The sequence below is a fragment of the Alteromonas sp. D210916BOD_24 genome (assembly GCF_047159385.1).
Lineage (GTDB): Bacteria > Pseudomonadota > Gammaproteobacteria > Enterobacterales > Alteromonadaceae > Alteromonas.
Genome location: NZ_AP038333.1, coordinates 1,051,452 through 1,074,971 on the forward strand (window position 1 = coordinate 1,051,452; position 23,520 = coordinate 1,074,971).

The following is a 23,520-nucleotide window of genomic DNA, read 5'->3' on the forward strand; positions in this document are numbered from 1 at the left end:
TTTTGAAGACACTACGCAATTACCTTATTTCGTTTCTGCTTTTCAGCTGTATTGGCTTTTCTGCCTTAGGTGATGATTTGGATATCTATTTGGGTAACGCCAATAGTGCCGTCACTTATAACCCCAATGTGTTGTTTATCATGGACTCCTCCGGAAGTATGGGCTCCTACGACAATACCAGTCAAACCCGTATGCTAAGGGTACAGAACGCATTAAAAGACGCACTGCAATCGGCCACCAATATCAATGCAGGGTTAATGCGATTTTCAGATTATGGTGGCCCCATTCTTTATCCCGTGCGCAATATAGACGAAGCGGTTAGACCAGAAATTATTATGTCTGTCAGTAGCGGTGATCATGACGCCCATGAGATAGACGGCGTGGTGACGGTATCTAGTAACGATATCGTGCTAAGCAGTGGTTTGAAAACCGTGACTTCAGGTCTGCGCTTTACTGACTTGAACATTCCTCAGGGGGCAACCATTGTCCATGCCAGTCTTCGATTTACGTCGGAAAATTTCAATGTTGCAGGTACTTCTCTCACTATTTCAGCGGAGTCTTCGGCCTTAAGTAGTGCATTTAGTGAAGCGCCAAATAATTTATCGACGAGAACGACAACCTCTTCTCAACTTGCCTGGGCAACTGACAATAGTTTTCCCGCGTCAGGGGAAGTGATTACTACGCCAGATATCAGTAACGTTATTCAGGAAGTTATCAATCTTCCTACGTGGTGTGGTGGTCAAAATCTCAATATATTAATCGAAGGGAGCAGCGATGACAGCGCCAGTAGTCGCCTGATAAGAGCCAGCGACGTCGGGCAGAGTGGAGCGCCACAACTGGTCATTTCTTACGATGACAGTACCGCCACTGGCTGTATTCAGGGTGAAGGAATTTATCAGGTCGCCAATGCGAAAGACAATTCAGAAGAAGACACCAATGGTTATCCCAATACAGGCAACGAACTGACTTTTAATGCGTATTACAATGATTATATCGGCGTGCGTTTTCGCAACGTCAATATTCCTCAGGGGGCAGAGATAACACAAGCCTATTTGGAATTCACTGCGTATAGCACCCGGACCTACGGGTCACCGAGTATGCGTATACGAGGTGTGGCTGAAAATAGTGCAGAGGACTTTCACCCTAACCGACGCTATCGTCTGCGGGACTTACCTAAAACCGCTGGTATCACCTGGTCCATGCCGGACTTTTACAGCAATGGACAATACCGCACACCTGATATCAGTGTTGTAGTGAAAGAAATCATCGATCGCAGCGGGTGGGTGTCTGGCAATGATATGGCCTTCGTACTGGATAATTTTGTGTCTTATCGCGGTGCGTATTCTTACGGTGGCTCTCCATCGAAAGCCCCACGGTTAGTGGTTAAGTTTAACGGTGCAGCCACCCCCGGCGCGACGGCTACGGTAAGAGAGCATCTTATCAGTAAAATTGATGAGCTCAGTGCTAATGGCTATACACCCATAGTGGATACGTTGCTGGAAGCCACTAATTACTATGGTGGTCGTGATGTGGACTACGGTCGCAAGAGGGGAGAAAGTGATGTAAGTAGTTCGGTGCGACGCAGCACACGGGTAAGTCATCGCAGTAGCTACCTTGGAGAGGATTCCATATTACCTTCTGGGTGCTCGGTAGATAACTTATCAAGCAATGATTGTATCAATGAAATGATACCCAGCGGTGCTACGTATATTTCCCCTGTTTCTGATTTACAATGTCAAACAAACAACCACATCGTGTTACTGTCAGACGGTGAGGCAAACAACAACCACAGTGTCAGCAAAATAGAAGCCCTGCTAAATAAAACATGTACGGGCAATGGCGGCGAAAAATGTGGCTTAGATTTGGTTAAAAATATCAGTAAAACCGATACCTCTGTCATAGGTCCGCGGGTTATTACTCATACTATTGGCTTTGCCGCAAACAGCAACGCAAACAATTTTTTAAATCAGCTGGCTTTACAAAGTGGTGGTGGTTTTTATCAAGCCGACAACAGCACTGACTTACTGGCAGCGTTTAATACCATACTGCGCTCGGTAAAAGATATTAATGCTACCTTTGTGTCGCCTGGTGTCGCAGTGAACCAATTGAATCGATTAACCCATCGCGATGAACTTTACTTTGCGTTGTTCAAGCCTAGTGAAGGGGCAATATGGCCTGGCAACTTAAAGCGATACAGACTCAGTGGCGATGAGATCCTTGACAAGCAAAACGCCAATGCAGTGGATAGTGTTACTGGCTTTTTCTCCGAGAACTCACACAGCTATTGGTCGACACTTGCCGATGGCAGCGAAGTGAGCGAAGGGGGCGCGGCAAGTAAACTGGGTGCCAATCGCAATATGTATATATTCGATGAGGTAGGGAGCATAGTACGCAGTGCTAACGCTTTACACGAAGACAATACTGCAATTACGGTTGCCGATCTTGCAATACAAAGTGAAACGGACGCAGAGGCGTTGCGCGATGCGCTACTTAAGTGGGCACGGGGAGTAGATGTAAAGGATAATGACGGAGACGGCAGTACCACAGATTATCGCCCCCAGATGGGCGATCCTATCCACTCACAGCCTATCATAGTCAACTACGGTACCAATGACTCCGCTATTTTTGTCGCGACTAATCGCGGTATGTTGCATTCATTTGATACGCAAACCGGTGAAGAAAACTTCGCAATTATGCCTAAATCGCTGTTGAAGAATTTACACCATTTTTATCAAGATACCTCTTCTTACGAACACAAATATGGCATCGATGGAGATTTGGTCTTAAGAGACGTGGGCAGCAGTAAATTTCTCTATGTTGGCATGCGTCGAGGCGGTAATAATTACTACGTCTTTGATGTTACAAACAAAACCTCACCGTCGCTAAAATTCACTATAGAAGGGGGGGTAAACAGTTTGGTGAAATTGGGGCAAACCTGGTCTCGCCCTACGCTGACCAAAGTGAAAATGGGCAATCAGGATAAAAATGTCATGATTGTTGGTGGGGGCTATGACGACGCGCAAGACGACAGAACGGTTAGGGCCAGCGACGGTGTGGGCAATGCCGTGTTTATGTTTGACGCAGATACGGGCAGTTTACTTTGGCATGCCAGTAATGCCGACGCCGATCTCAATCTTGCTACTATGAACTACAGTATTCCTGGCCGAATTTCTGTTATTGACAGAGACAACGACGGTTATGCCGACCACATGTATGTTGCCGATACGGGGGGGCAGCTATTTAGGCTTGATATTTACAATGGACAATCAGGTCAAGACTTTATCAAGGGCGCGCGCATCGCCGATTTGGGTGGAGATACCGCTGAAACGAATCGCCGCTTTTATTACGGCCCTGATGTGACTGAAATCGCATTGGGTGACGAATTGTATTATGGCATCGCGCTGGGAAGTGGATGGCGAGCATCTCCTTTAGATACCGTGGTTGAAGATAACTTTTATATGATAAAAGACGATGGTGTGTTCAACCGCGATAGCAATGGTGATTTCGTGTTTATGACAACAGTGGGTGAAAGCGATTTATATAATGCCACCAGTCACGCACTTACCAGTAGTGTGGAAAGTGAACGCGAGCTGGCTGCGCAGACGTTTGCCAATAAGGCCGGCTGGTTATTAAATTTGACCACGAACGGCGAAAAAGTATTGTCCTCACCGCTCATTCTCGATTATAAAGTCTTCTTTACCACCTATGTGCCAGCCGTTAGCAGTACCAGTGCATGCGCCCCTCCTACCGGTAATAGTCGTGCTTATCTTGTCAGTATGTTCAATGGCAACGCGGTCAGTGATTTAAATAATAACGGGGTCCTTGATGATGGTGATAGAGTGGCAGAGCTCAAACAAACCGGTATTGCCCCTGAAACAAAGATTTTAATTGAGGATATTGTCAGCCCCGTGGTTTGTTTAGGCACGGAGTGTGTATCTGCGGTGATAGAAGTGGATGAAAACGGTACGAATAAAGCCTGTACTTCTGCCTTTGAGTGTTTAGCTGAGAACATTTATGGGCGCTTTGAGCGTATACAAAGAGGTAGCTGGCATTCTGAAACTGAGCGAGAGTAAACAAGCATGATCTCCACACAACAATCTGGTTTTTCACTAATTGAACTCATGATAGTGGTAACCATCATAGGTATTGTTGCAGCAGTGGCTTATCCTTCGTACCAAAATGTGGTCGCAGATGGATACCGAGGGACTGGGCAGGCAGATTTGCTTGCCCTTGCGTCGGCAATGGAGCGCCATCACAGTAGCCTGTTCAGTTATGAAGGAGCGGCAAGCAGTGGTGGCAATTCAGGGACTCCTGCGATCTTTGCCAGTTATTCCCCGTCGTCAGAACCAGAAGCTAATAAGCGTTATGACTTAACTATTGTTGCCGCTGACGCAATCAGCTATCAATTAAAGGCCACGCCCGTGGCGGGAACAGGGCAGGCGAATGATGGTGCGCTGTTCTATTTCAGTGATGGTCGCAAAGGGTGGGATAAAAACAATAACGGTAATTTGGAAACGTCAGAATTCTGTTGGTCGTGCTAATGCTTCAATCTGACCAAATGCACTGATATCTTCCCATTTTTGGTCATAGTCATCACGTAGTGTTTGGCTTAATTTCTGTTCTTCCATTTGGCGTTGGGTAAGCGATGTTTCTGATAGAGTTTGCCAAAGAAGCCGAGTTTGAATTTGGCTATCGAGTACAAAAGTCGCCGTTGTCACAAAGAAAACTATTGCTACCATCACTTCCACGAGGGCGCCTCCTGTCAAACACCTTTGATTGTGTATTGTGACAGCGAGAGGGAAAGGCTTTAGTATACGTAGGCGTTTAACCCGAGCTGAATTCACTTTAATCGGCATACCAACTTCCAGGAATGGGGATAATTTTATACAGCGCAGGGTCATGTTGCAGAGAACCTAGCGTATCACTGGAGTACGTTATAGTGCCCGCTATCAATTTATCTACTGTTGTATTTGAAACGAACGCGCCGTAGAAAGCGGCACCTGTTTTAATGCGAAATTGGTAGGTACGGGCATCGTCAGATAAATGTACAATGAGTCCCTTGAATTGCGCCCCTTGTTTTAGCACGATATCGCCGTCTTCAACTATCATTAGAACAGGGGTGGTTGTGTTATTTAAGGCTGTATTGTGCTTGTCTATTTCGCAATGCCCTTTCACCCAGAAAGCCCCAGTCTGACTAAACTGGTCACAGTTTTCCACGTACTGAAATGCAGGAAAATAAGTTGGTGTAAATTCGACTTTTTCGCGATTAAAAAGCCATTGACTGATGTTTTCATCAGGCGATGAGAGGTGTTGTGGTTTAGGTAAGCGAAGGAGTGACGGATAGCGAAGAAAGCGCGCAGTATAGCGAATATTATTGATACTTGAATGTACGGATACGTTCAGTTGTTGCAGCGACTGCTGTTGATCTCCAACGAGTTCAAGGGAGTGAATTTCAGTCTCTACACCAGTATAGGAGGGGGCTAATTCGGCTACTGTGGTCAGGTGTAATCTGTCAATGATATCCCTTATCACAGCCTTTGCTTCCAGTCGTGCCAGTGTATTGGTGCTGATCACAGTCTCTACACGAGTAAATAGTTGGATATGTTGGGCTGTCACCATACAAAGGTAAACCAGGATAGTTAATAAAGTGATGATGATGGACAGGACGACGATACCTCGCTGTCGTTGTAATTGCCATATAGGGGTTCCACGAGAGTAAATCGCTTTGCTCAGAGAATTAGCGGGCATTGTGCACACCCACGACAAACTGACTTTGGCTGATGACATTGTCATGTTTTTTGGCCGATGCATGCAGTGTTATTCGATATTGGCGTCCCCACACTGTTCTATTTACAAGGTCAACGGCAAAGGTGTGTACGTGGGTTGTCCGCGGATCAGTAAGATCATGCCACCCGACGTCTTCACAATGTTTACCCGAAACTCGGTATTCAATTGCTGCACTGCGCAGTCTAAATCCCAGCCATTCATTTTCTTCTACGGCAATTCGCCCATTGTTATTTTTGTCATAGGCGAAGGTAATACAGCTGTTTTCGTCCTCTGAAGGGTAATGACTAACGCGGACCGAGCTGACAACAGGAGAGCCATTAGCGGGTATGGAGAAACGCTCTCTCATAACATAATCTGCATTGCGCAGTTGCTGGGATATAACCTGGCGCAAAGTACGCATTTCGTCGCTTAAGGCTGCCTCCTGTTGCAATGTGATTAAGCTGTGATGCAACATCGCAGTTTGACGCGTAGAAAATGACATCACCAAAGTAGCGATGGCACACGCGACTAACAGTTCAGTGAAGCTTAATCCAGCGCGGCTCAGCATCGAGCGATCCCTCTGAGTATCTGCTGGGAACAGGCTTTTACCCTTCCCAAAGAACTAATGGTGACTTTGGCATTATATTGCGAGGACGATACCGTCAGCGTGGTACTGCTACCAAAATGTACCGCCCCCAGTGAATTAAAAATGACTTTCGTATTGTGGTTTTGAGTCGTGCTCAACCATATATCGTCAGAAAGTTGAGCCCGCGGCTGTAAAACATGGTCGCTTGCACAGCTGTTTAGAGTATTGCAGTCACAATACTCATATTCGCTTAACGCGACACAGCTGTCGTTGTGAATATTGACAATAAAGTACATGGGTTGTTGCAAGGTCAATGCGAGTGTCCTTGCTGTTTTGGCCAATTGAGCAATGTTATCCACGGCTTGTAAGAAGTGTACTTGCTCCCGATACGTTACAAACGACGGCGCAGCGAAGGCAGTGAGTAGGGTAAATAGGGAAATGGCTAGCATCAACTCCAGTAGGCTGTAGCCTAAAAAGCAGCGACTGCGAGTCAGGTTGCGCTTAGTGTTGTTATTTGTGTTTGTGACTAAAACCATACTCAAGGCCGGTTAAATTCAGTGACGTGTATTAGTACGCTCACTGTATCGAGAAAATGCACGCAGGAAAGCTGTACTATGGAAGGTAAACGTCATCGAATTGGCTCATGGCCATTTAATCAAGGCTATACGCTAGTCGAAATCCTTGTTGTCACAGCTGCCATCGGTATTGTCTTGGCGGCTATGTCACAAGCATTTTCCCACTCTGGATCTAAAGTTAAGCGATTAAAAGTTCAAAGTTACTTGCTTAAGGTGCAGGCTATGCAATCTCGTAGCTGGTTGCGATCAGGTCAATATTACCGGCTATCTGCATTGCCAAGGCTTGATGTAGATGGCGTGTCTCTTAGTGAAACTGAAAACCTCAGTGAAGGGTTTGCCTTTACTGTGAGGCAAGACTTTTTGAACAATGGGGCGAGGTGTAAAACACTAACCATTACGCAGAAAGGTATTTATCCTCAACACTGTTGGATTTAACCACTTACACAACAACGAGAGTGATATTAACTACAGCTTAGCGCTGTCCCGCTTAGGTCCTCTTTGATACCGTCTGCGTTGCTATCTATCGCCACCGATATTCTGCCATATAACGAGAGGAGCAAGGCAGAGGCATAAGTGGCTTCATTGGTTTTAGGACAAACGATAATGGTGGCAGCTTGATTAATGCCTCCCTGCTCGTCGAATACCAATGCGCCATTGATACCGTATACCGTATTGGCTTGTTTGAATGGGTCGCTAGCCATGATCAGTGATTCACTTTGCTCTCGCGCCCCGTTTTGATTGTCATCAATAAACACCATTTTGGCTAACGTCCAGTCATTTAAACAGGCGAGGTAATTTTCGGTGGGGCACAGGGTAACGTCTACCTGCTCATTAACAGCTGTAAAACGGGCGTGCTGGGCAAGTGCGCTGAGATTGTTTAAGTCAGAAGTGACACGATTTTTTATTAAGATACTTTGAATACTGGGGCCGACAGATGTCAGAATGATGGCAAGCACCGCAACTGCCACTAACATTTCCAATAAAGTCAGCCCTGTCTGTCTGGGGAGGGACAATATGGGATAATGTAGGGCTGCCGTCGTTCTCATATATATATTCTCTTAAATCCGGGGTGTCTTTGGCGCTGTGCACTTTTTTTTGCCTTTTCAAATGAAGAAACAGCTCAAACTACAAAACAGAGCGCGTTAATATAGGGTAAACTAAATAATGACCAATTGGGTATTAATAAACCCAATAGCGCATGCCTTGCCATACATACATTTTTATAAGATATGAATGGGTCAAACCACGCGCTCAATAAACTAAGTGTGTTTTGACTCCATGGGCTGAAGGCACTATACCCAAACGCTAAAGGGGTTTTACCCCATAGGCTAGGGCTTTTCGTCCCATAGGCTAAAGGCTTCTACCTTGTCGCTAAAAATATGAACAAGAACAAGGTAGGATTACACTAACATCGCGGTCGATATTATCGTACACTCTACCGTCAGGACGCCTTAACATTACGTGGATATTATGATGCAAAAACAAGCAGTTATTGAAGAAATGAAAGTGCTGCCTGAAATTGATGTTGAATATGAAGTGGCTCGACGAGTCTCGTTTATCAAAAAGCAGTTACTTAGGTCAGGTCTTAATGCGCTGGTGCTTGGTATCAGTGGTGGAATTGATTCCTGTACACTAGGACGCCTCGCACAGCTTGCAGTTGATGAGTTAAATCAGGAAAAGCATGAAAACTATCAGTTCATTGCCGTCCGGCTGCCCTATGACACTCAGGCAGATGAAGAAGATGCACAAAAGTCCATTGAATTTATTCAGCCAACGCATGCTGTAACTGTAAATGTGCAGCCTGGTGCTGATGCTATTCATCTATCAACCTGTGAAGCACTGAATCAAACTAATTTATTACCCGAAAGTGATGAGAAAAAAGACTTTGTTAAAGGCAATGTCAAAGCCCGTACTCGTATGGTGATCCAATACGAAATCGCAGGGATGGTGGACGGTCTGGTACTTGGTACGGATCATTCGGCAGAGAACATCACCGGTTTTTATACCAAATATGGGGATGGTGCCTGTGATTTAGCGCCATTATTTGGGTTGAGTAAACGTCAGGTACGTGAAGTAGCTGCCTATTTAGGTGCTCCCCACAATGTGATTACTAAAGCTCCCACGGCAGATTTAGAATCTCTGGCTCCACAGAAGGCCGATGAACAGGCGCTGGGTATGACGTACGATCAAATTGATGACTTTCTCGAAGGCAAACCTGTGGCTGCAGAAGTGTCAGAGAAACTACTTTATATATACGAACGTACGCAACATAAACGCGTACCTATTCCAACCATTTACGATGAGTAATAGTCATGAAAAAAATTGAAGCTATCATCAAGCCATTTAAGATGGACGACGTCAGGGAAGCGTTAGCGGAAGTCGGTATTGCTGGAATGACAGTGTCTGAAGTAAAAGGGTTTGGTCGTCAAAAAGGGCACACCGAGTTGTACCGCGGTGCTGAATACCAAGTTGACTTTTTACCCAAGATTAAGATTGAACTGGTGCTTGACGATGGGCAAGTTGAGCAGGCCGTTGAAGCAATTCAAACGTCAGCAAAAACCGGCAAAATCGGAGATGGTAAGATCTTTGTTTATAACGTTGAAACTGCCGTACGTATTCGTACCGGAGAGCAAAACGAAGAAGCGATTTAGTGTTTTAGCTTGCCAAAGAAAAGGGGAGCATCTGCTCCCCTTTTTAATTTCATCAAAATTAGTGGTCGTGACCACAACCGCCTTCACCATGCACGTGACCGTGCTCAAGCTCTTCTGCTGTCGGTTCGCGAACGTCGACTACCGTAACGTCAAACGTCAAGGGCAGACCTGCTAATGGATGATTACCATCTACCACCACTTCTTCATCAGTGGTTTCGATAATGATTACCGATTGTTCACCTTGTGGGGTGGTCGCTCTAAATGACATACCCACATCCACGTCCATGCCTTCAAACATAGAACGCGGCACAGTTTGCACTAATTCGTCTACTCGTTCGCCATAGGCTTTTTCAGGCGTAACCGAGACGTTAAAAGATTCGTCTTTTGATTTGCCAATTAAGGCGTCCTCTAATCCCTCAATGAGGAAACGGCGTCCAAGCAACACAACTAATGGCGATTTGCCTTCTGAAGAGTCAAGCGTTGTGCCGTCTTCGGTTGAGACCGTGTAATGTAGCGTGACGACGCTGTCTGAGGTAATAGTCATATCTGATCCTATTTTGGCCCAATATCAGGGCTAATGAATGTAATGCAGTACACTTTAATTAGGGCATGTTGATCTTTAGTGTACAAGTTTTACTTTAAAAGGCTTCCATGACGACCCCTTCGGGTAGCGCACAGAGCGCTGCAACAAAACGCAGCAAAGATCAACCAACCCTAGTACTGCTTAGCGGCGTTTTCTTACAATATTGCTCGCCTGCTGTTCAATATCGTAGGGCAAGTCAATAGGGTAACAGGTAATCTCATGATTTCCAGTTAACCTGTGTAAATCTTGAGATTGTGTGTCGTTGGTGAGCACTGCCATAAGCCAGGTTTCATTGGCTAAGGTGGCTGAGCTGATAATTTTCCCGGCTACGCGCCAATTGTCTCCAAGTTGCTTCTCCAAGGTTTCTTGAGAAGAGATCTCCACAGACTCACTCAATTTAAAAGGGTAGGCAGCACGTTTGTTTTTACCCAGAAATCGCGTTCGCGCAACCACCTCTTGCCCCATATAACAGCCCTTGTCGAAGTCAATGGCATGAAGTGCGTGCATATTTATCATTTGAGGCACGTATTCAGCTACGTTCTCTTCATCCAATGTGGCGTGAGCGCTCTCAATCTGTAGTGCGTTAAAGACCACTTGGTCATATTCACATACTTGCTGTTCTTCTAAACGTGACATAACCCGTTGAGCCGCTTCTTTAGTGAGCACGGCTATTACTGCACCTCGCTGAAAACCACTGTTAAACACAACACCGTACTCTGAGTTAGCGGCGAAAAGACTTGAGTTAGACTCCCAAGAAGGAGGTAAGTGGGAAAAGTCAGTTGTGGGGAAAATATCACCTAGTAATTTACTCGCGGCAGATTGAGAAATTAATATAGCGGTGAAATCGTTGGTTGCATCAGTGATGTCCACTTTAGAAAATACGCCGTATTTATTGAGTTGGGCGAGGGAGTGTGCGCCCGCATCAGCATTGGTTAACATCAGTAATGCGTCCTTATGCCTCATCACGTATCCCACTGACCAAGTTTTACCTTTATTGTCGCAATGGGCGTAATGACGAGCGTTGCCCTCAGAGAGCTTGTTGACGTTGACGGTAATCTGTCCATGCAGATAGCTGTCGCTTTGCTCACCTTTAAGTGAAATTATCATATTGTCACGTAGAGGAATGGCAAAATCCGTCGGTAATGCACTCAAAGTGGCTAAAGATGTCATCGATGTTACTCTTACAAAATGGTTATGCCACATAAGGTATGGCAAAAGATTCAATTATCAAGAGTCGGGCAAAAAAGACCTGACTGTTGCGCGACAAATATGTTCCCAAACAGACCAAAACACGTATACCAACCATCAATAGGACCTAGTAATACGGCGGTTTTCTAAATGATAAAGGTGCTCCCCAGCTCAGCTGAATCTAATAAACCTTAATATCAGACCAAAAGAGCAGTGATCCTGTTGCTAGGTGCATGGTATTATTATCCGTGAATTTACCATTGATATAAAACACTATGTTTGAACCTAAAAGATTAGCCCGTTTAAAGTGGGCTTGCCGTCGAGGCATGTTGGAATTAGATGTACTTTTACTGCCTTTCGTAGAAGAAGCGTTTGACCAATTGAGTTACCAAGACCAGGAAACCTTTGAGCGGCTATTAACCAGCGATGATCCCGATTTATTCGCTTGGATCATGGGGCACCAAAAGTGTGAGGATCCCGAGTTGGCCGCTATGGTGTCAACTATCGTCAACCGTGTCAAAGTATAGAATTACTATCACTCATTCGCCTTATCGAAGTCTTATCGCCAACCTTTGTCTGATTGCTTGTTTAGGGATCGTGTTGGGAAGTCTTTCTTCTGCCATATGGACATGGCTTGACCCTTTTATATTGATAGTGGTTTGGATAGGCGCAAGTTTGTTATTGATTCACCAAGGCGTGACAAGTGCACGCGATAATACCCTTTACCCCTTTCGATATTCGATATTGCTTTCTAGTAATGGTGAGATACGTCAAATCACCTCACCGTCTCACTCAACATTTAATGTTGAAAATAGTCGGGAAAGAGGTGCTGGTGTTGGTGATGCCACTTTACGTATTCACCCCGCTTCACAGTTGTTTCCATGGGGAATTTACATTGCAGTGGCAAAAGTGAAAGACAAGTGGTTTGACAAAAGCCATTCGCATTTTGGGTGGGTTTTGAGAAATGAATGTTCTGAGGCTGATTATCGACGACTCTGTCGCGCAGTAAATTGTGTCAGAAAAGGAACACATTCGAGGAATTAGTTAGATGTTTCGTGAGTACACCAAGGCGCTGTTTAAGCGCGTAGATACCCGGCAGTTAATGCAGTTTAAACCGCCAGCCTTACCGGTGCGAATATATACCAAAACACTCCATGTAGATAATGTTCACTACGGCTTGTTTTGTCAGGAAGTCCAATGGCCCGTAAGTGAGCAGATTCATCCCCTGTACTTACAGATGTTGTCATTGCCATTACAGATGCAATGCCTTCTGGATAAACAAAGCCCATTCCCCCTGCTGGGGTTGATCCACGCTGGGAACCAGGTGTCTGTGTTAGGTGATTGCAATCTCAGTGACGCCTTTGAGTGTCGAGTTCGCTTTCACGACGTACGACCTCATCATCGCGGATGGGAGTTAGATGTGCTTTTGGAAGCTTGGCAGGCAGGTCAACTGGTTTACCGCGCGATCAGTAGTTATCTAGTGAAAGTAAAAGCGGTACACGTTGCACCGAAAATCAGTCAAGTTGAATCCCATGATGATTGCGATACTGAGCAAAAAGTGTGTATTGGTGAGGTAACGCTACCTGCTGCTACGGGGCGTCGGTATGCCAAGCTTTCCGGCGACTATAACCCAATTCATTTAACTGGCTTAACGGCTAAGCTATTTGGTTTTAAAAAGCCAATTGCACATGGTATGTGGACGTTAGCCCGAGCGGTGTCTGCCTTTGTTGAACACAACGAACACGTTTATATCACGCAAGTGGGGTGTAAGTTTAAACGCCCGGTATACCTTCCCAGTGAGATACACATTTTCCAACATTGCAGTACTGCTACCACGGCGCTAATTGATGTGACCAATGCCAATGATTCTATTACGCATGTTCAAGCGAATGTGAGTTTCGAATAGTCGCCAACACTGTTGGATTCAGCGGGCCTTTACCGGAATCGTGCATAATTAATTATTCCGTAAAGGCCGCTAGAGGCTCAGCCAGTTAGTTTGCGTTTAAGTCAGTGAAACTGTGCTCGGTAATAAGTAAACCCACTTCACGACCCATACCGCCTTTTTGGGGAACCAAAATAGTGGGCTTGGGAGCGTCAAGTTGCTCAGGGTGATCTAAGTTGAAATGCAGTCCACGACTTTCTTTTCGTTCCATCGCGCAGCGTACTATTAACTCAGCCACTGTTACCAGATTACGCAATTCCAGTAAGTTGTTGCTGACCCTGAAATGGGCGTAGTACTCAGCTATTTCTTGCTCGAGAAGCTTGATCCGCCGCATCGCGCGCTCTAGTCGTTTATCGGTACGGACAATACCGACGTAGTCCCACATAAATAAACGCAATTCGTGCCAGTTGTGCTGAATGATGACCTCTTCATCAGAGTTTGTGACCTGGCTTTCATCCCACGGTGCAATGGTTTCTTCGCAGTCTGCGCTAGGGAGTTCACTAATAATATGCTCTGCTGCAGCAGTGGCAAACACTACACATTCCAGCAATGAATTGGAGGCCATGCGATTGGCACCGTGCAAGCCGGTGTAGGCAACTTCGCCAATGGCGTAAACATTGTCTAAATCGGTTTTGGCGTTAAAGTCAGTAATCACACCACCACAGCTGTAATGCGCAGCAGGCACCACGGGAATTGGCTCACGGGTGATATCAATGCCAAGAGAGCGACACTTGCGATATATGTTAGGGAAGTGCTTGACGATAAAGTCTGCGGGCTTATGACTGATATCGAGATACATGCAATCCGCGCCTAAGCGTTTCATTTCGTAATCGATAGCGCGCGCTACTACATCTCGAGGGGCGAGATCACCACGCTCGTCAAACTTCTGCATGAAGCGGGTGCCATCAGCATGACACAGGTATGCGCCTTCGCCTCTCAATGCTTCTGTTATCAAAAAATTACGTGCTTGAGGGTGAAACAAACAAGTAGGGTGGAACTGGTTAAATTCCATATTCGCCACCCGGCAGCCCGCGCGCCATGCCATGGCGATACCATCACCACTGGACACGTCGGGATTTGACGTATATTGATATACTTTGCTCCCGCCGCCTGTTGCAAGTGCGATGAAAGGCGCGCGGATAACTTCAACATGCTCTTGTTGTCGATTCCATACATACGCCCCTACACTGCGTTTTTTTTGCGACTTAGAGGGAATCAGGTCAATGGCGTTATAGCGCTCAAATACATGAATGTTTGGGTGGGTAGACACGGCCTCATTGAGGGTGATTTGTAGGGCTTCCCCCGTTGCATCGGCGGCGTGAAGTATTCGACGATGGCTATGGCCACCTTCGCGAGTGAGGTGAAAACGCTCTTCGCCGGATTCACTTTTTTCCGTATCAAAAGGGACACCGTAACCAATCAACCATTCCAAAGCGGATTTAGCGCGTTCAGCTGTAAATCGCACCGCCGACTCCTCACATAAACCGCCACCGGCTTTCAAGGTGTCTTTAACATGAGCGTCGATTGAGTCTTGTTCATCAAATACGGCGGCAATACCCCCCTGAGCGTAGCGCGTCGAGCCTTCATTTCTGTCACTTTTGCTTAAAACAATAACCTGACAGTGATCGGCAAGCCTTAATGCCAGGCTTAGACCGGCAGCGCCACTTCCAATAATCAACACATCGCAACGGTGTTCTATTGCATTTGATGTGGAAGTTAGTGAAGACGATACAGATTTCATGTATTTTTATATCAAATTAAACGAGCAAAGGTTCGGCAAGTCTAAAGGATGAGTGGCAAAACACAATGATTGTTGGGTAGAGTTACGCGCATTTTTTAAAATATTTAATGCTTAAACAGAACTTTTGGGAAAAGAATACATCTATACAAGTGCTTATGAGGGCTATTGTGTAGTTGAAGTAGGGAGTAACAGCTCGAATGAGCGAGCAGATAACCGACCAACAATTGGTCGAAAAAGTACAGCGTGGCGATAAAAATGCATTCAACCTATTGGTAACCCGTTATCAACACAAGGTGATGCATTTAGTTTCTCGCTATGTCAAAAACACTGGGGATGTGGCGGATGTAACGCAAGAAGCGTTCATCAAGGCCTATCGCGCGTTACCGAATTTTCGCGGTGATAGTGCGTTTTATACGTGGCTTTATCGAATCGCGGTAAACAGTGCAAAAAACTATTTGGTTTCGCAAGGTCGTAAGCCGCCAGCGAGTGACGTTGACGCGGAGGAAGCTGACTTCTATGAAGGCAGTGATGCACTTAAAGAGCAGACTACACCTGAACGCAGTTTGTTGTCTGAAGAAATTGAAGAAACATTGTTTAAAGTAGTAGAAAAACTCCCCGACGATTTGCGAATGGCCATTACGCTTAGGGAAATTGAAGGGATGAGCTACGAAGAAATAGCAAACGTGATGTCTTGTCCGGTAGGAACGGTAAGATCCCGAATTTTTAGGGCGCGAGAGGCTATAGATAAAGTGATTCAACCGCTGTTAGAAAATTAATCGAAATAATATAGAAAAAAGATGAACTTTCTTTTTTCGTAGATGACTAACAGTTGTGTTAGGGTAGTTAATGATCAAATTGATCTGGAAATGAATATATGACGCAACAGCAAGAAAAATTGTCCGCATTCATGGATGGTGAGATAGAAGGCAATGATATCATCGATGCAATAAAGCACGATGAAGCGCTTCAAGCCAAGTGGAAACGTTACCATGTTTATCGCGGTGCAATGCGCAAAGAAGCCACTGTCGCTCCACAGCTAGACATAACTGCAAGTGTCGCGGCAGCATTGGAGAATGAGCCGGCTATTGTGGCTCCTAAAGCCTCCCGTTGGCGCTCTATTCCTGTATTGGGGAGCGTGGTTCCTTTTGCCAAACAATCGGGACAGTTTGCGGTTGCCGCTTCGGTGGCGGTTGCGGTTATCTTAGGTGTTCAACAATTTAATCAACCTGCACCTACGGAACCGTTTATGACGGCACCTACGGCTGGGCCACAAGGTGGCTTAGCGCCAGTCAGTCTGGAGCAAACCCGTGCCATTCCTCGTAATGACATGAACGAAGTGCTTGAGAAAAAACGCAAAATTAATGCATTGATTGCGGACCACGAGCAGCAGATCAAGTTGAAACAAGCCCAGGAATCCAGTGATGTTGAAGATGAAAATGAGTCATTACCTCGTCCAGAATAATGACAAATAGCGAAGAATATCGTTTTTATCTGAGTTAGGTGTTACCTTTTTCTTCTCGTTTTTTAACATACCAGCGAACGTGCTGGTATGTGCGTTTTTAAGGCAAAATAAATGGGCCGTGTTAACCTTATCGCCATTTTTATTATCGCTGTTTTTGCTTCATCTGAGATTTTGGCGCAAAGCGTTCAAACTGTGCCTGATGCACAAAATGCAAGTAGCAATGAAGCCCCTTCAAATCAAACCGTGCCTACAGATGAAGGTAATACACTCAGTGCTCCGCTCACTACTACGCAATGGCTTGAACAATTAAGCAAAATTATTTCCAGTGCGAATTTTCAAGTTACTTATGTGCAAACAAAAGTGGGTAAAGAGACGGTGCCTTATCTTTGGCGACATGGTGTGTTAGATGATGGCACCGAGGTCGAGCAACTTAATTTACAAAATGGCCCAGGCAGAGAACTCATCCGTGTAGGTGATGTGGTCAGTGTGTTTGAACCAGATGTACAACCATATAGTTTGCGTTCCAATCATATTAACGGGCCAATCCCAAGTGCACTGCTTTATCATCCACAACAACTACTCGACGGGTATGAATTTGTACTCGTGGGCAGAGCTCGGGTTACCGGGCGTTCAGCACAGCAAATTCGAATTGTAAGTCGGGATAACACTCGCTTTGGCTATCAGCTTTGGTTGGACGAAAAAACCGGTATGTTGTTAAAGCTCAACATGCTTGATTTGCAGGGCGGCTTACTTGAGCAAATTCAAGTGACGGCGTTTTCCATTAATGCAACACCGTCAGAGTATTTTTCCAGAATAAACCCGAGTTCATTACCACAGCCAATGGCGATGGCAGCAAGTCAACCCCGAGAACTTAGTTGGGATGTGGGTTACCTACCCCTTGGTATGCGAGAAATCAAGCAAGATACGCGACGGTTAGCCTTAACAGGGCAGGTGGTTGAATATAAACTGCTATCTGATGGACTAGTGGATGTATCGGTTTACGTACAACCCGCTGAAGATGCGGTGGGTGGAGATTTGGCGTTGCGCAATGAGTTGAGTACCTTTTTAACACTGACTCACGGTAAGGCACAGGTAACAGTGGTAGGGGAAATACCGCTGCAAACCGCCAAAGCAATTGCGACTTCACTCGGTCCCAAAACACGTAATCCTTAAGCAAAAAGACAGCATAGGGCAGTTTATCTCATTATGATAAAAGAGACGGCTACGGTTATTGCGGTTGATGGCGACATGGTTACCGTTGAGGCTGCAATTAAATCTACCTGCAATAGTTGTCAGGCACAAAGCGACTGCGGCACAGGCGTAATCTCTAGAGCGCTTGCGCCTAAGATGCAGCAACTGACATTGCACACACCTATGACAGTTAAAGTCGGTCAGCAAGTGGTGGTCGGTATCCCCGAAGCGGGCATTTTAAGTGCTTCTGCGTGGCTTTATGTATTGCCTTTGGTGGCATTTATTGCCACCTATGCCTTCACCACTTCTGTCATGAACTCAGTTGGCTGGACTCATGAATTATTGCCCCTGTTACCCAGTACAATTTTGACATACCTCGTGTATAAGTTCATTGGGGTTAAACTGCAAAGCGCAGAGCGCACTAAATATCAAGTCGTGCTTCTTAACAAAGTCGTCCCGTAGCAGGTGAATTCCTTTACTGCATAAACGCATGTTTAACGCGGGTCATACGCTGGTGAAGGTGAAATCAACACATATTTGCCTGATATGATATTCCACGTTTAATGAATACAGTAATTTGTATGGACTTCACGCAACAACGCGGTAAAGCCGTAGAGGTAACTTTTTAGGTATGCGAATTCGCTTTTCGTCGCAGAAATGGGTAAAATCCGCTCGCGCTGCGTATAAGCCAAACTATCAGGCGAGCAGCATTTTTTGTTTAATGAATTTTTCTGCAGGTAATTTCCAGCATTATGCAACAATCGCACATTCGTAATTTCAGTATCATTGCCCACATTGACCACGGTAAGTCTACGCTGTCAGATCGTCTCATCCAGCACTGCGGAGGGCTTTCCGATCGTGAAATGGCTGAGCAAGTTCTCGATTCGATGGATTTGGAGAAAGAGCGCGGTATCACTATTAAAGCACAAAGCGTGACACTGAACTATGAGGCACGCGATGGTGAAACCTACCAATTAAATTTCATCGATACGCCGGGACACGTAGACTTTACGTATGAGGTATCCCGATCACTTGCGGCCTGTGAAGGGGCATTATTAGTGGTCGACGCGGGTCAGGGGGTTGAAGCCCAGACTTTGGCAAACTGTTACACTGCCATTGAAATGGATATGGAAGTCGTACCGGTGTTGAACAAAATTGACTTGCCGCAAGCTGAGCCAGACAGGGTTGCAGAAGAAATTGAAGATATTGTTGGCATAGACGCCATTGACGCGGTGCGTTGTTCTGCCAAAACCGGTATCGGCATTGAAGACGTACTTGAAGTCATCGTCAATAAGATTCCGTCTCCACAAGGCGATCGCGACGCACCACTTAGAGCTCTAATCATCGATTCGTGGTTCGACAACTACCAAGGCGTGGTGTCATTGGTACGCATAGTTGAAGGCCAGCTGACGAAGAAAGACAAAATTCAGATCATGTCTAACGGCCAAGCTCACCAAGTAGATAAAATTGGTGTGTTTACCCCTAAGCCTCTCGAAACAGGTGTGTTAAGAGCGGGTGAGGTAGGTTTCATTATTGCAGGCATTAAGGACATTCAAGGTGCACCTGTGGGGGATACCATTACCCTGGCACGTGATCCCGCGAAAGCAATGTTACCGGGCTTCAAAAAGGTGAAACCGCAGGTTTATGCGGGTATCTTCCCGATAAGCTCTGACGATTATGAAGATTTCCGCGACGCGCTAGCGAAACTCAGTCTTAACGACGCTTCATTGTTTTATGAGCCGGAAAGCTCTGCTGCATTGGGCTTCGGTTTTAGAATAGGTTTCCTGGGGATGTTGCATATGGAAATCATTCAGGAGCGTTTAGAACGCGAATATGACTTAGGCCTGATCACTACTGCGCCGACAGTAATATACGAGGTTGAAACCACTAAAGGTGAAATTCTTACCGTTGACAGTCCGGCAAAATTACCACCAGTAAATGATATCGCTGAAATACGTGAACCCATGGTGGAAGCCAACATCTTGGTACCACAAGAATACCTTGGTAACGTTATCACCCTATGTATTGAAAAGCGTGGTATGCAAACCAACATGACATACCATGGAAAGCAAGTTGCGGTGACCTACGAATTGCCAATGGCTGAAGTAGTACTGGACTTTTTTGATCGCTTAAAATCAACCAGTCGCGGCTTTGCGTCACTGGATTATAACTTTAAGCGCTTCCAAAGCTCTGACATGGTCAGGGTTGATATTCTCATTAACGGTGAGCGTGTTGACGCGCTTGCTGTGATTACTCACCGCGAAAACTCGCAGAGTCGCGGGCGTGAACTGGTAGAGAAATTACGGGAACTGATCCCTCGCCAAATGTTTGATATCGCCATTCAGGCAGCAATTGGTAACCACATTGTCGCGAGAAGCACAGTGAAGCAATTGCGTAAAAACGTTATCGCCAAATGTTATGGTGGTGACGTTAGCCGTAAGAAAAAGCTACTTCAAAAGCAAAAAGAAGGGAAAAAGCGAATGAAGCAAGTGGGTAATGTTGAGTTGCCACAAGATGCATTCCTTGCAGTCTTAAAGGTGGGTAAATAATGGCAAATTACTTCTCCCTAATATTGGTGGTTCTCACCTTAGTGACAGGATTAGTTTGGCTGGTAGATAGCCTGGTATTCGCGCCAAAACGCAAAGCGCGGTTACAGGCTGCAGCAACCGCAGGAGGCGTGAGTTATGGAGAAGATCCGCAATTGCCTTATCTGGTCGATACCTCTCAGCAAATCTTTCCAGTCATTGCATTTGTGTTGGTACTGCGCTCATTTTTGTATGAACCGTTTCAAATCCCGTCGGGCTCGATGATGCCAACCCTATTGGTAGGTGATTTTATACTTGTTGAAAAGTTCGCCTACGGTGTGAAAGATCCTGTTTTCAGAAGCAAGATAATTGAAACTGGCGTACCTGAGCGCGGTGATGTTGTGGTGTTTAAGTATCCCGAAGAGCCGTCGGTGGACTATATTAAGCGTGTTATCGGTTTACCTGGTGACACCATTGTTTATCAGAATAAGCAAGTTTATATAAAACCAAAGTGTGACACTGGCAATAACTGCGCTAAGTTAAAAGCGGTTCCGCTGACCTTTCAGGAACGTGGCGAGTTTGTTCAGGACATGGCGCAACTTATGCGTTATACAGAAGATTTGGGTGACGTGAAACACGACATACTTCGCCATCCTGTCCGTGAGATTTCGCCTGTAAATTTCTACACGCAACCAGGCACTCGTAGCAATGAATGGATCGTGCCAGAAAACCAATATTTTGTATTAGGTGATAACCGAGATAATAGTCGTGATAGTCGTTTCTGGGGCTTTGTACCTGACGAAAATCTCGTCGGTAAAGCAGTTGCTATTTGGATTTCATTTGAGTTTGAACGAAATGCGTCGGACTTCTTACCAAGTTGGGTGCCAACCGGCGTTCGCTTTGAACGTGTAGGTGGCATTGATTAATGCAGGGAATTGATAAATACCGTCGTTTGTATAAGGCGATAGGCTATACATTTACCAATGAGGCATTGTTAGAGCAAGCCTTAACCCACAGAAGTGCTGCCAAGCAGCACAATGAACGTTTAGAATTTTTGGGTGATGCGATACTCGGTATGATAGTAGGCGAAACACTATTTCGTCGCTTTCCGAATGTGCCAGAAGGTAAATTGACCCGTATGCGCTCAACCTTAGTCAAAGGTGATACCTTGGCTGAGCTAGCAAAAGAAGCCAGCATGGGCGAATTATTAAACTTAGGCCCAGGTGAATTGAAAAGTGGTGGGCACCGAAGAAGTTCTATACTTGCCGATTCAGTCGAAGCGTTACTTGGCGCCATTTATCTCGATTCGGGTATGGATGAAGTACGCAATGTTATCGATCGTTTGTGGGAAAGCAGAATAAAGAAGCTCGACCCCAATGCCCACCCCAAAGACAGTAAAACGCGATTACAAGAGTTTTTGCAGGGCCGTAAATTGGCGTTGCCTACATACGAAGTATTGTCTATTTCTGGAAAAGATCACGCACAGACCTTTGAGGTCAGCTGTAAAGTGGAAAGTTTAGTCGATGCCGTCGTTGCATCGGGTAACAGCCGCCGTAAAGCAGAACAGGAAGCGGCTCGGTTAACTTTGGAGAAACTTGATGACAACGCATAATCATTCGGATGATCCACAGGTGCCAGAAGTAAACACTCGTTGTGGGTTGGTTGCCATTGTGGGGCGGCCAAATGTAGGTAAATCAACCTTGTTAAACCGGTTGTTAGGACAGAAGGTCAGTATTACTTCTCGTAAGCCACAGACTACCCGTCATCGCATTTTAGGTATAGATACAGAAGGTGATTACCAAGCTATCTATGTCGATACGCCGGGGCTTCACCAAGACGAAAAGCGTGCCATTAATCGCTACATGAACCGCGCTGCGTCAAGCTCACTGGCAGAAGTAGGGCTGGTGTTGTTTGTCGTGGAAGGCGACCGCTTTAATGCCGAAGATGAAATGGTATTAAGCAAAGTTAAACAAGCAAATTTACCCTGTTATCTTATCGTTAATAAAATGGACAAGGTGGAAGATAAAGAAAACTTTATGATTCACCTGCAAAAGCTAGGCGAAAAACATGCCTTTGAGCATATTATTCCCATCAGTGCGAAACAGGGCAAAATGGTTGACGAGATCCGTGACCTTGTTGCCAAGTCCTTACCGAAAAGTGAGTTTATCTTCCCTGAAGATTATATTACCGATCGCTCCAGTCGATTTATGGCCGCTGAAATTATTCGTGAAAAACTCATGCGTTTTACTGGCGATGAACTTCCTTACTCCACTACGGTGGAAATAGAGCAGTTCAAAATGGCAGAAAATGGCGTTTACCGTATAAGTGGTCTGATTCTCGTCGAGCGTGAAACGCAAAAGCGCATGATTATTGGCAAAGGTGGTAAGCACCTTAAAACCATCGGTGAACAAGCTCGTAAAGACATGGAAAATTTATTCGATAATAAGGTTTTCTTAGAATTGTGGGTGAAAGTGAAACAAGGGTGGGCAGATGATGAGCGTGCCCTGCGTTCTCTTGGTTATGGCGACGACAGTAACTTTTAACTAGTTGCCTGCAGCGGATATGGCGGGGAGGGCAGTGCATAGCCCCGCTTATTAATAATTATACGTAAATGAGCTCGTGTGACATAAGGCGTATTCACAGCGAAAGAGAGGGAAAGCGTGTATGGCAATCTCTGACATGCGCAGACAATACTCTAAGGGTAGTTTGACTGAATCTGACTTAACCCAAAGCCCTTTTAAACTGTTTGATAAGTGGCTTAAAGAAGCTATTGAGGCGGGGATCCCCGACCCAACCGCTATGACAGTGGCTACTGTAGACGCCAGTGGTCAGCCTTCCCAACGGATTGTTCTATTAAAAGATGTCAGCGACAAAGGCTTTGTTTTCTTCACTAATCTTGGTAGCCGCAAAGCACAGGAGCTTGCCGTCAATCCCAAAGTGTCCTGCCACTTTCCCTGGTTTTTTATGGAAAGACAAGTCAGGGTATGTGGTCAGGTAGAAAGGCTGACATTATCGGAAAACGCGAGTTACTTTTTCTCACGTCCCAAAGACAGTCAATTGGCAGCATATGCCTCAAAACAGAGCAAACCTATTTCAAGTCGCGAGCTATTGTTGACCCAGTTTAAACAGCTTAAAGACAAGTTTGCGAACAAAGCCTTACCTGTTCCCGATTTTTGGGGCGGTTTTAGAATAGTCCCTCATCAAATAGAATTTTGGCAAGGTGGTGAAGACAGGTTACACGACCGTTTTGAATACAATATTGCAGAAGACGGTTCGTGGACCACACAGCGTTTAATGCCCTAGCCAATGA

The 23,520-nt window shown here is 45.5% G+C and carries 25 protein-coding genes; 17 read left to right on the top strand and 8 right to left on the bottom strand.

The annotated features are described in order from the left end of the window. Positions 1–2 precede the first annotated feature (2 nt). Positions 3–4,073: a PilC/PilY family type IV pilus protein gene (locus tag ACMCM8_RS04550; protein ID WP_412725900.1), complete on the top strand. Its 4,071-nt coding sequence runs from the start codon at positions 3–5 to the stop codon at positions 4,071–4,073. 6 nt (positions 4,074–4,079) lie between these two features. Next, positions 4,080–4,541, top strand: coding sequence for a type IV pilin protein (locus ACMCM8_RS04555; RefSeq protein ID WP_412725902.1), 462 nt, complete (start codon positions 4,080–4,082; stop codon positions 4,539–4,541). Here ACMCM8_RS04555 and ACMCM8_RS04560 read toward each other — a convergent pair. The 4 genes from ACMCM8_RS04560 to ACMCM8_RS04575 form a co-directional block, all read right to left on the bottom strand. Next, a complete protein-coding gene (locus ACMCM8_RS04560) occupies positions 4,518–4,748 on the bottom strand; it encodes a hypothetical protein (protein ID WP_412725904.1) in 231 nt (76 codons plus the stop codon). The genes ACMCM8_RS04555 and ACMCM8_RS04560 overlap by 24 nt on opposite strands. A gap of 97 nt (positions 4,749–4,845) precedes the next feature. After that, positions 4,846–5,748: a hypothetical protein gene (locus ACMCM8_RS04565; RefSeq protein WP_412725906.1), complete on the bottom strand. Its 903-nt coding sequence runs from the start codon at positions 5,746–5,748 to the stop codon at positions 4,846–4,848. Continuing rightward, complete coding sequence (locus ACMCM8_RS04570) at positions 5,738–6,334, bottom strand: hypothetical protein (protein ID WP_412725908.1); 597 nt, start codon at positions 6,332–6,334, stop codon at positions 5,738–5,740. The genes ACMCM8_RS04565 and ACMCM8_RS04570 overlap by 11 nt, the downstream gene beginning before the upstream one ends. Then, positions 6,328–6,888 (bottom strand): pilus assembly FimT family protein, encoded by a 561-nt coding sequence (locus tag ACMCM8_RS04575; RefSeq protein WP_412725910.1) that lies wholly within the window; start codon positions 6,886–6,888, stop codon positions 6,328–6,330. Before ACMCM8_RS04575 ends, ACMCM8_RS04570 begins: the two co-directional genes overlap by 7 nt. 78 nt (positions 6,889–6,966) lie before the next feature. Between ACMCM8_RS04575 and ACMCM8_RS04580 the strand changes: the two genes are divergently transcribed. After that, positions 6,967–7,362 carry a type IV pilin protein gene (locus tag ACMCM8_RS04580; RefSeq protein ID WP_412725912.1) on the top strand — a complete coding sequence of 132 codons (396 nt, stop codon included), beginning with the start codon at positions 6,967–6,969 and terminating at the stop codon, positions 7,360–7,362. 26 nt (positions 7,363–7,388) lie between these two features. On the opposite strand, the gene ACMCM8_RS04585 is transcribed toward ACMCM8_RS04580, so the two are convergent. Beyond that, positions 7,389–7,973 (bottom strand): GspH/FimT family pseudopilin, encoded by a 585-nt coding sequence (locus ACMCM8_RS04585; protein WP_412725914.1) that lies wholly within the window; start codon positions 7,971–7,973, stop codon positions 7,389–7,391. 427 nt (positions 7,974–8,400) lie between these two features. Between ACMCM8_RS04585 and nadE the strand changes: the two genes are divergently transcribed. Then, a complete protein-coding gene (nadE, locus tag ACMCM8_RS04590) occupies positions 8,401–9,234 on the top strand; it encodes an ammonia-dependent NAD(+) synthetase (RefSeq protein ID WP_412727618.1) in 834 nt (277 codons plus the stop codon). Between the two features lie 5 nt (positions 9,235–9,239). Beyond that, positions 9,240–9,578 carry a P-II family nitrogen regulator gene (locus ACMCM8_RS04595; RefSeq protein ID WP_412725916.1) on the top strand — a complete coding sequence of 113 codons (339 nt, stop codon included), beginning with the start codon at positions 9,240–9,242 and terminating at the stop codon, positions 9,576–9,578. A 58-nt stretch (positions 9,579–9,636) separates the two neighbouring features. Here ACMCM8_RS04595 and ACMCM8_RS04600 read toward each other — a convergent pair whose 3' ends face one another. After that, positions 9,637–10,122, bottom strand: a complete 486-nt coding sequence (locus ACMCM8_RS04600; protein ID WP_412725918.1) for an FKBP-type peptidyl-prolyl cis-trans isomerase — start codon at positions 10,120–10,122, stop codon at positions 9,637–9,639. Between the two features lie 180 nt (positions 10,123–10,302). Further along, a complete protein-coding gene (locus tag ACMCM8_RS04605) occupies positions 10,303–11,331 on the bottom strand; it encodes a YgfZ/GcvT domain-containing protein (RefSeq protein WP_412725920.1) in 1,029 nt (342 codons plus the stop codon). A gap of 293 nt (positions 11,332–11,624) precedes the next feature. On the opposite strand from ACMCM8_RS04605, the gene ACMCM8_RS04610 reads away from it, so the two are divergent. From ACMCM8_RS04610 to ACMCM8_RS04620, 3 genes are read left to right on the top strand one after another with little or no spacing between them, the layout of a single operon-like run. Next, positions 11,625–11,876, top strand: coding sequence for a succinate dehydrogenase assembly factor 2 (locus ACMCM8_RS04610; protein ID WP_412725922.1), 252 nt, complete (start codon positions 11,625–11,627; stop codon positions 11,874–11,876). Beyond that, complete coding sequence (locus ACMCM8_RS04615) at positions 11,863–12,393, top strand: protein YgfX (protein WP_412725924.1); 531 nt, start codon at positions 11,863–11,865, stop codon at positions 12,391–12,393. Before ACMCM8_RS04610 ends, ACMCM8_RS04615 begins: the two co-directional genes overlap by 14 nt. Positions 12,394–12,397: 4 nt before the next feature. Further along, positions 12,398–13,255: a MaoC family dehydratase gene (locus ACMCM8_RS04620; protein ID WP_412725926.1), complete on the top strand. Its 858-nt coding sequence runs from the start codon at positions 12,398–12,400 to the stop codon at positions 13,253–13,255. An 85-nt stretch (positions 13,256–13,340) separates the two neighbouring features. Here ACMCM8_RS04620 and nadB read toward each other — a convergent pair whose 3' ends face one another. Continuing rightward, complete coding sequence (gene nadB / locus ACMCM8_RS04625; RefSeq protein ID WP_412725928.1) at positions 13,341–15,032, bottom strand: L-aspartate oxidase; 1,692 nt, start codon at positions 15,030–15,032, stop codon at positions 13,341–13,343. A 197-nt stretch (positions 15,033–15,229) separates the two neighbouring features. Here nadB and rpoE point away from each other — a divergent pair, with 197 nt between their 5' ends. The 9 genes from rpoE to pdxH all read left to right on the top strand — a co-directional run bounded on the left by rpoE (position 15,230) and on the right by pdxH (position 23,513). After that, positions 15,230–15,808, top strand: coding sequence for an RNA polymerase sigma factor RpoE (gene rpoE / locus ACMCM8_RS04630; protein WP_412725930.1), 579 nt, complete (start codon positions 15,230–15,232; stop codon positions 15,806–15,808). Between the two features lie 98 nt (positions 15,809–15,906). Next, a complete protein-coding gene (locus ACMCM8_RS04635) occupies positions 15,907–16,494 on the top strand; it encodes a sigma-E factor negative regulatory protein (protein ID WP_412725932.1) in 588 nt (195 codons plus the stop codon). 111 nt (positions 16,495–16,605) lie between these two features. Next, complete coding sequence (locus ACMCM8_RS04640; protein ID WP_412725934.1) at positions 16,606–17,667, top strand: MucB/RseB C-terminal domain-containing protein; 1,062 nt, start codon at positions 16,606–16,608, stop codon at positions 17,665–17,667. Between the two features lie 33 nt (positions 17,668–17,700). Next, positions 17,701–18,147 (top strand): SoxR reducing system RseC family protein, encoded by a 447-nt coding sequence (locus ACMCM8_RS04645; protein ID WP_412725936.1) that lies wholly within the window; start codon positions 17,701–17,703, stop codon positions 18,145–18,147. A gap of 290 nt (positions 18,148–18,437) precedes the next feature. Continuing rightward, on the top strand, positions 18,438–20,234 hold the full coding sequence (gene lepA, locus ACMCM8_RS04650; RefSeq protein WP_412725938.1) for a translation elongation factor 4: 1,797 nt from the start codon (positions 18,438–18,440) through the stop codon (positions 20,232–20,234). Further along, a complete protein-coding gene (lepB, locus tag ACMCM8_RS04655; protein ID WP_412725940.1) occupies positions 20,234–21,136 on the top strand; it encodes a signal peptidase I in 903 nt (300 codons plus the stop codon). The genes lepA and lepB overlap by 1 nt, the downstream gene beginning before the upstream one ends. Next, positions 21,136–21,822 carry a ribonuclease III gene (rnc, locus tag ACMCM8_RS04660; RefSeq protein ID WP_412725942.1) on the top strand — a complete coding sequence of 229 codons (687 nt, stop codon included), beginning with the start codon at positions 21,136–21,138 and terminating at the stop codon, positions 21,820–21,822. The genes lepB and rnc overlap by 1 nt, the downstream gene beginning before the upstream one ends. Beyond that, on the top strand, positions 21,809–22,753 hold the full coding sequence (era, locus tag ACMCM8_RS04665; RefSeq protein ID WP_412725944.1) for a GTPase Era: 945 nt from the start codon (positions 21,809–21,811) through the stop codon (positions 22,751–22,753). The genes rnc and era overlap by 14 nt, the downstream gene beginning before the upstream one ends. A gap of 121 nt (positions 22,754–22,874) precedes the next feature. Further along, positions 22,875–23,513, top strand: a complete 639-nt coding sequence (gene pdxH, locus ACMCM8_RS04670; RefSeq protein WP_412725946.1) for a pyridoxamine 5'-phosphate oxidase — start codon at positions 22,875–22,877, stop codon at positions 23,511–23,513. Positions 23,514–23,520 lie beyond the last annotated feature (7 nt).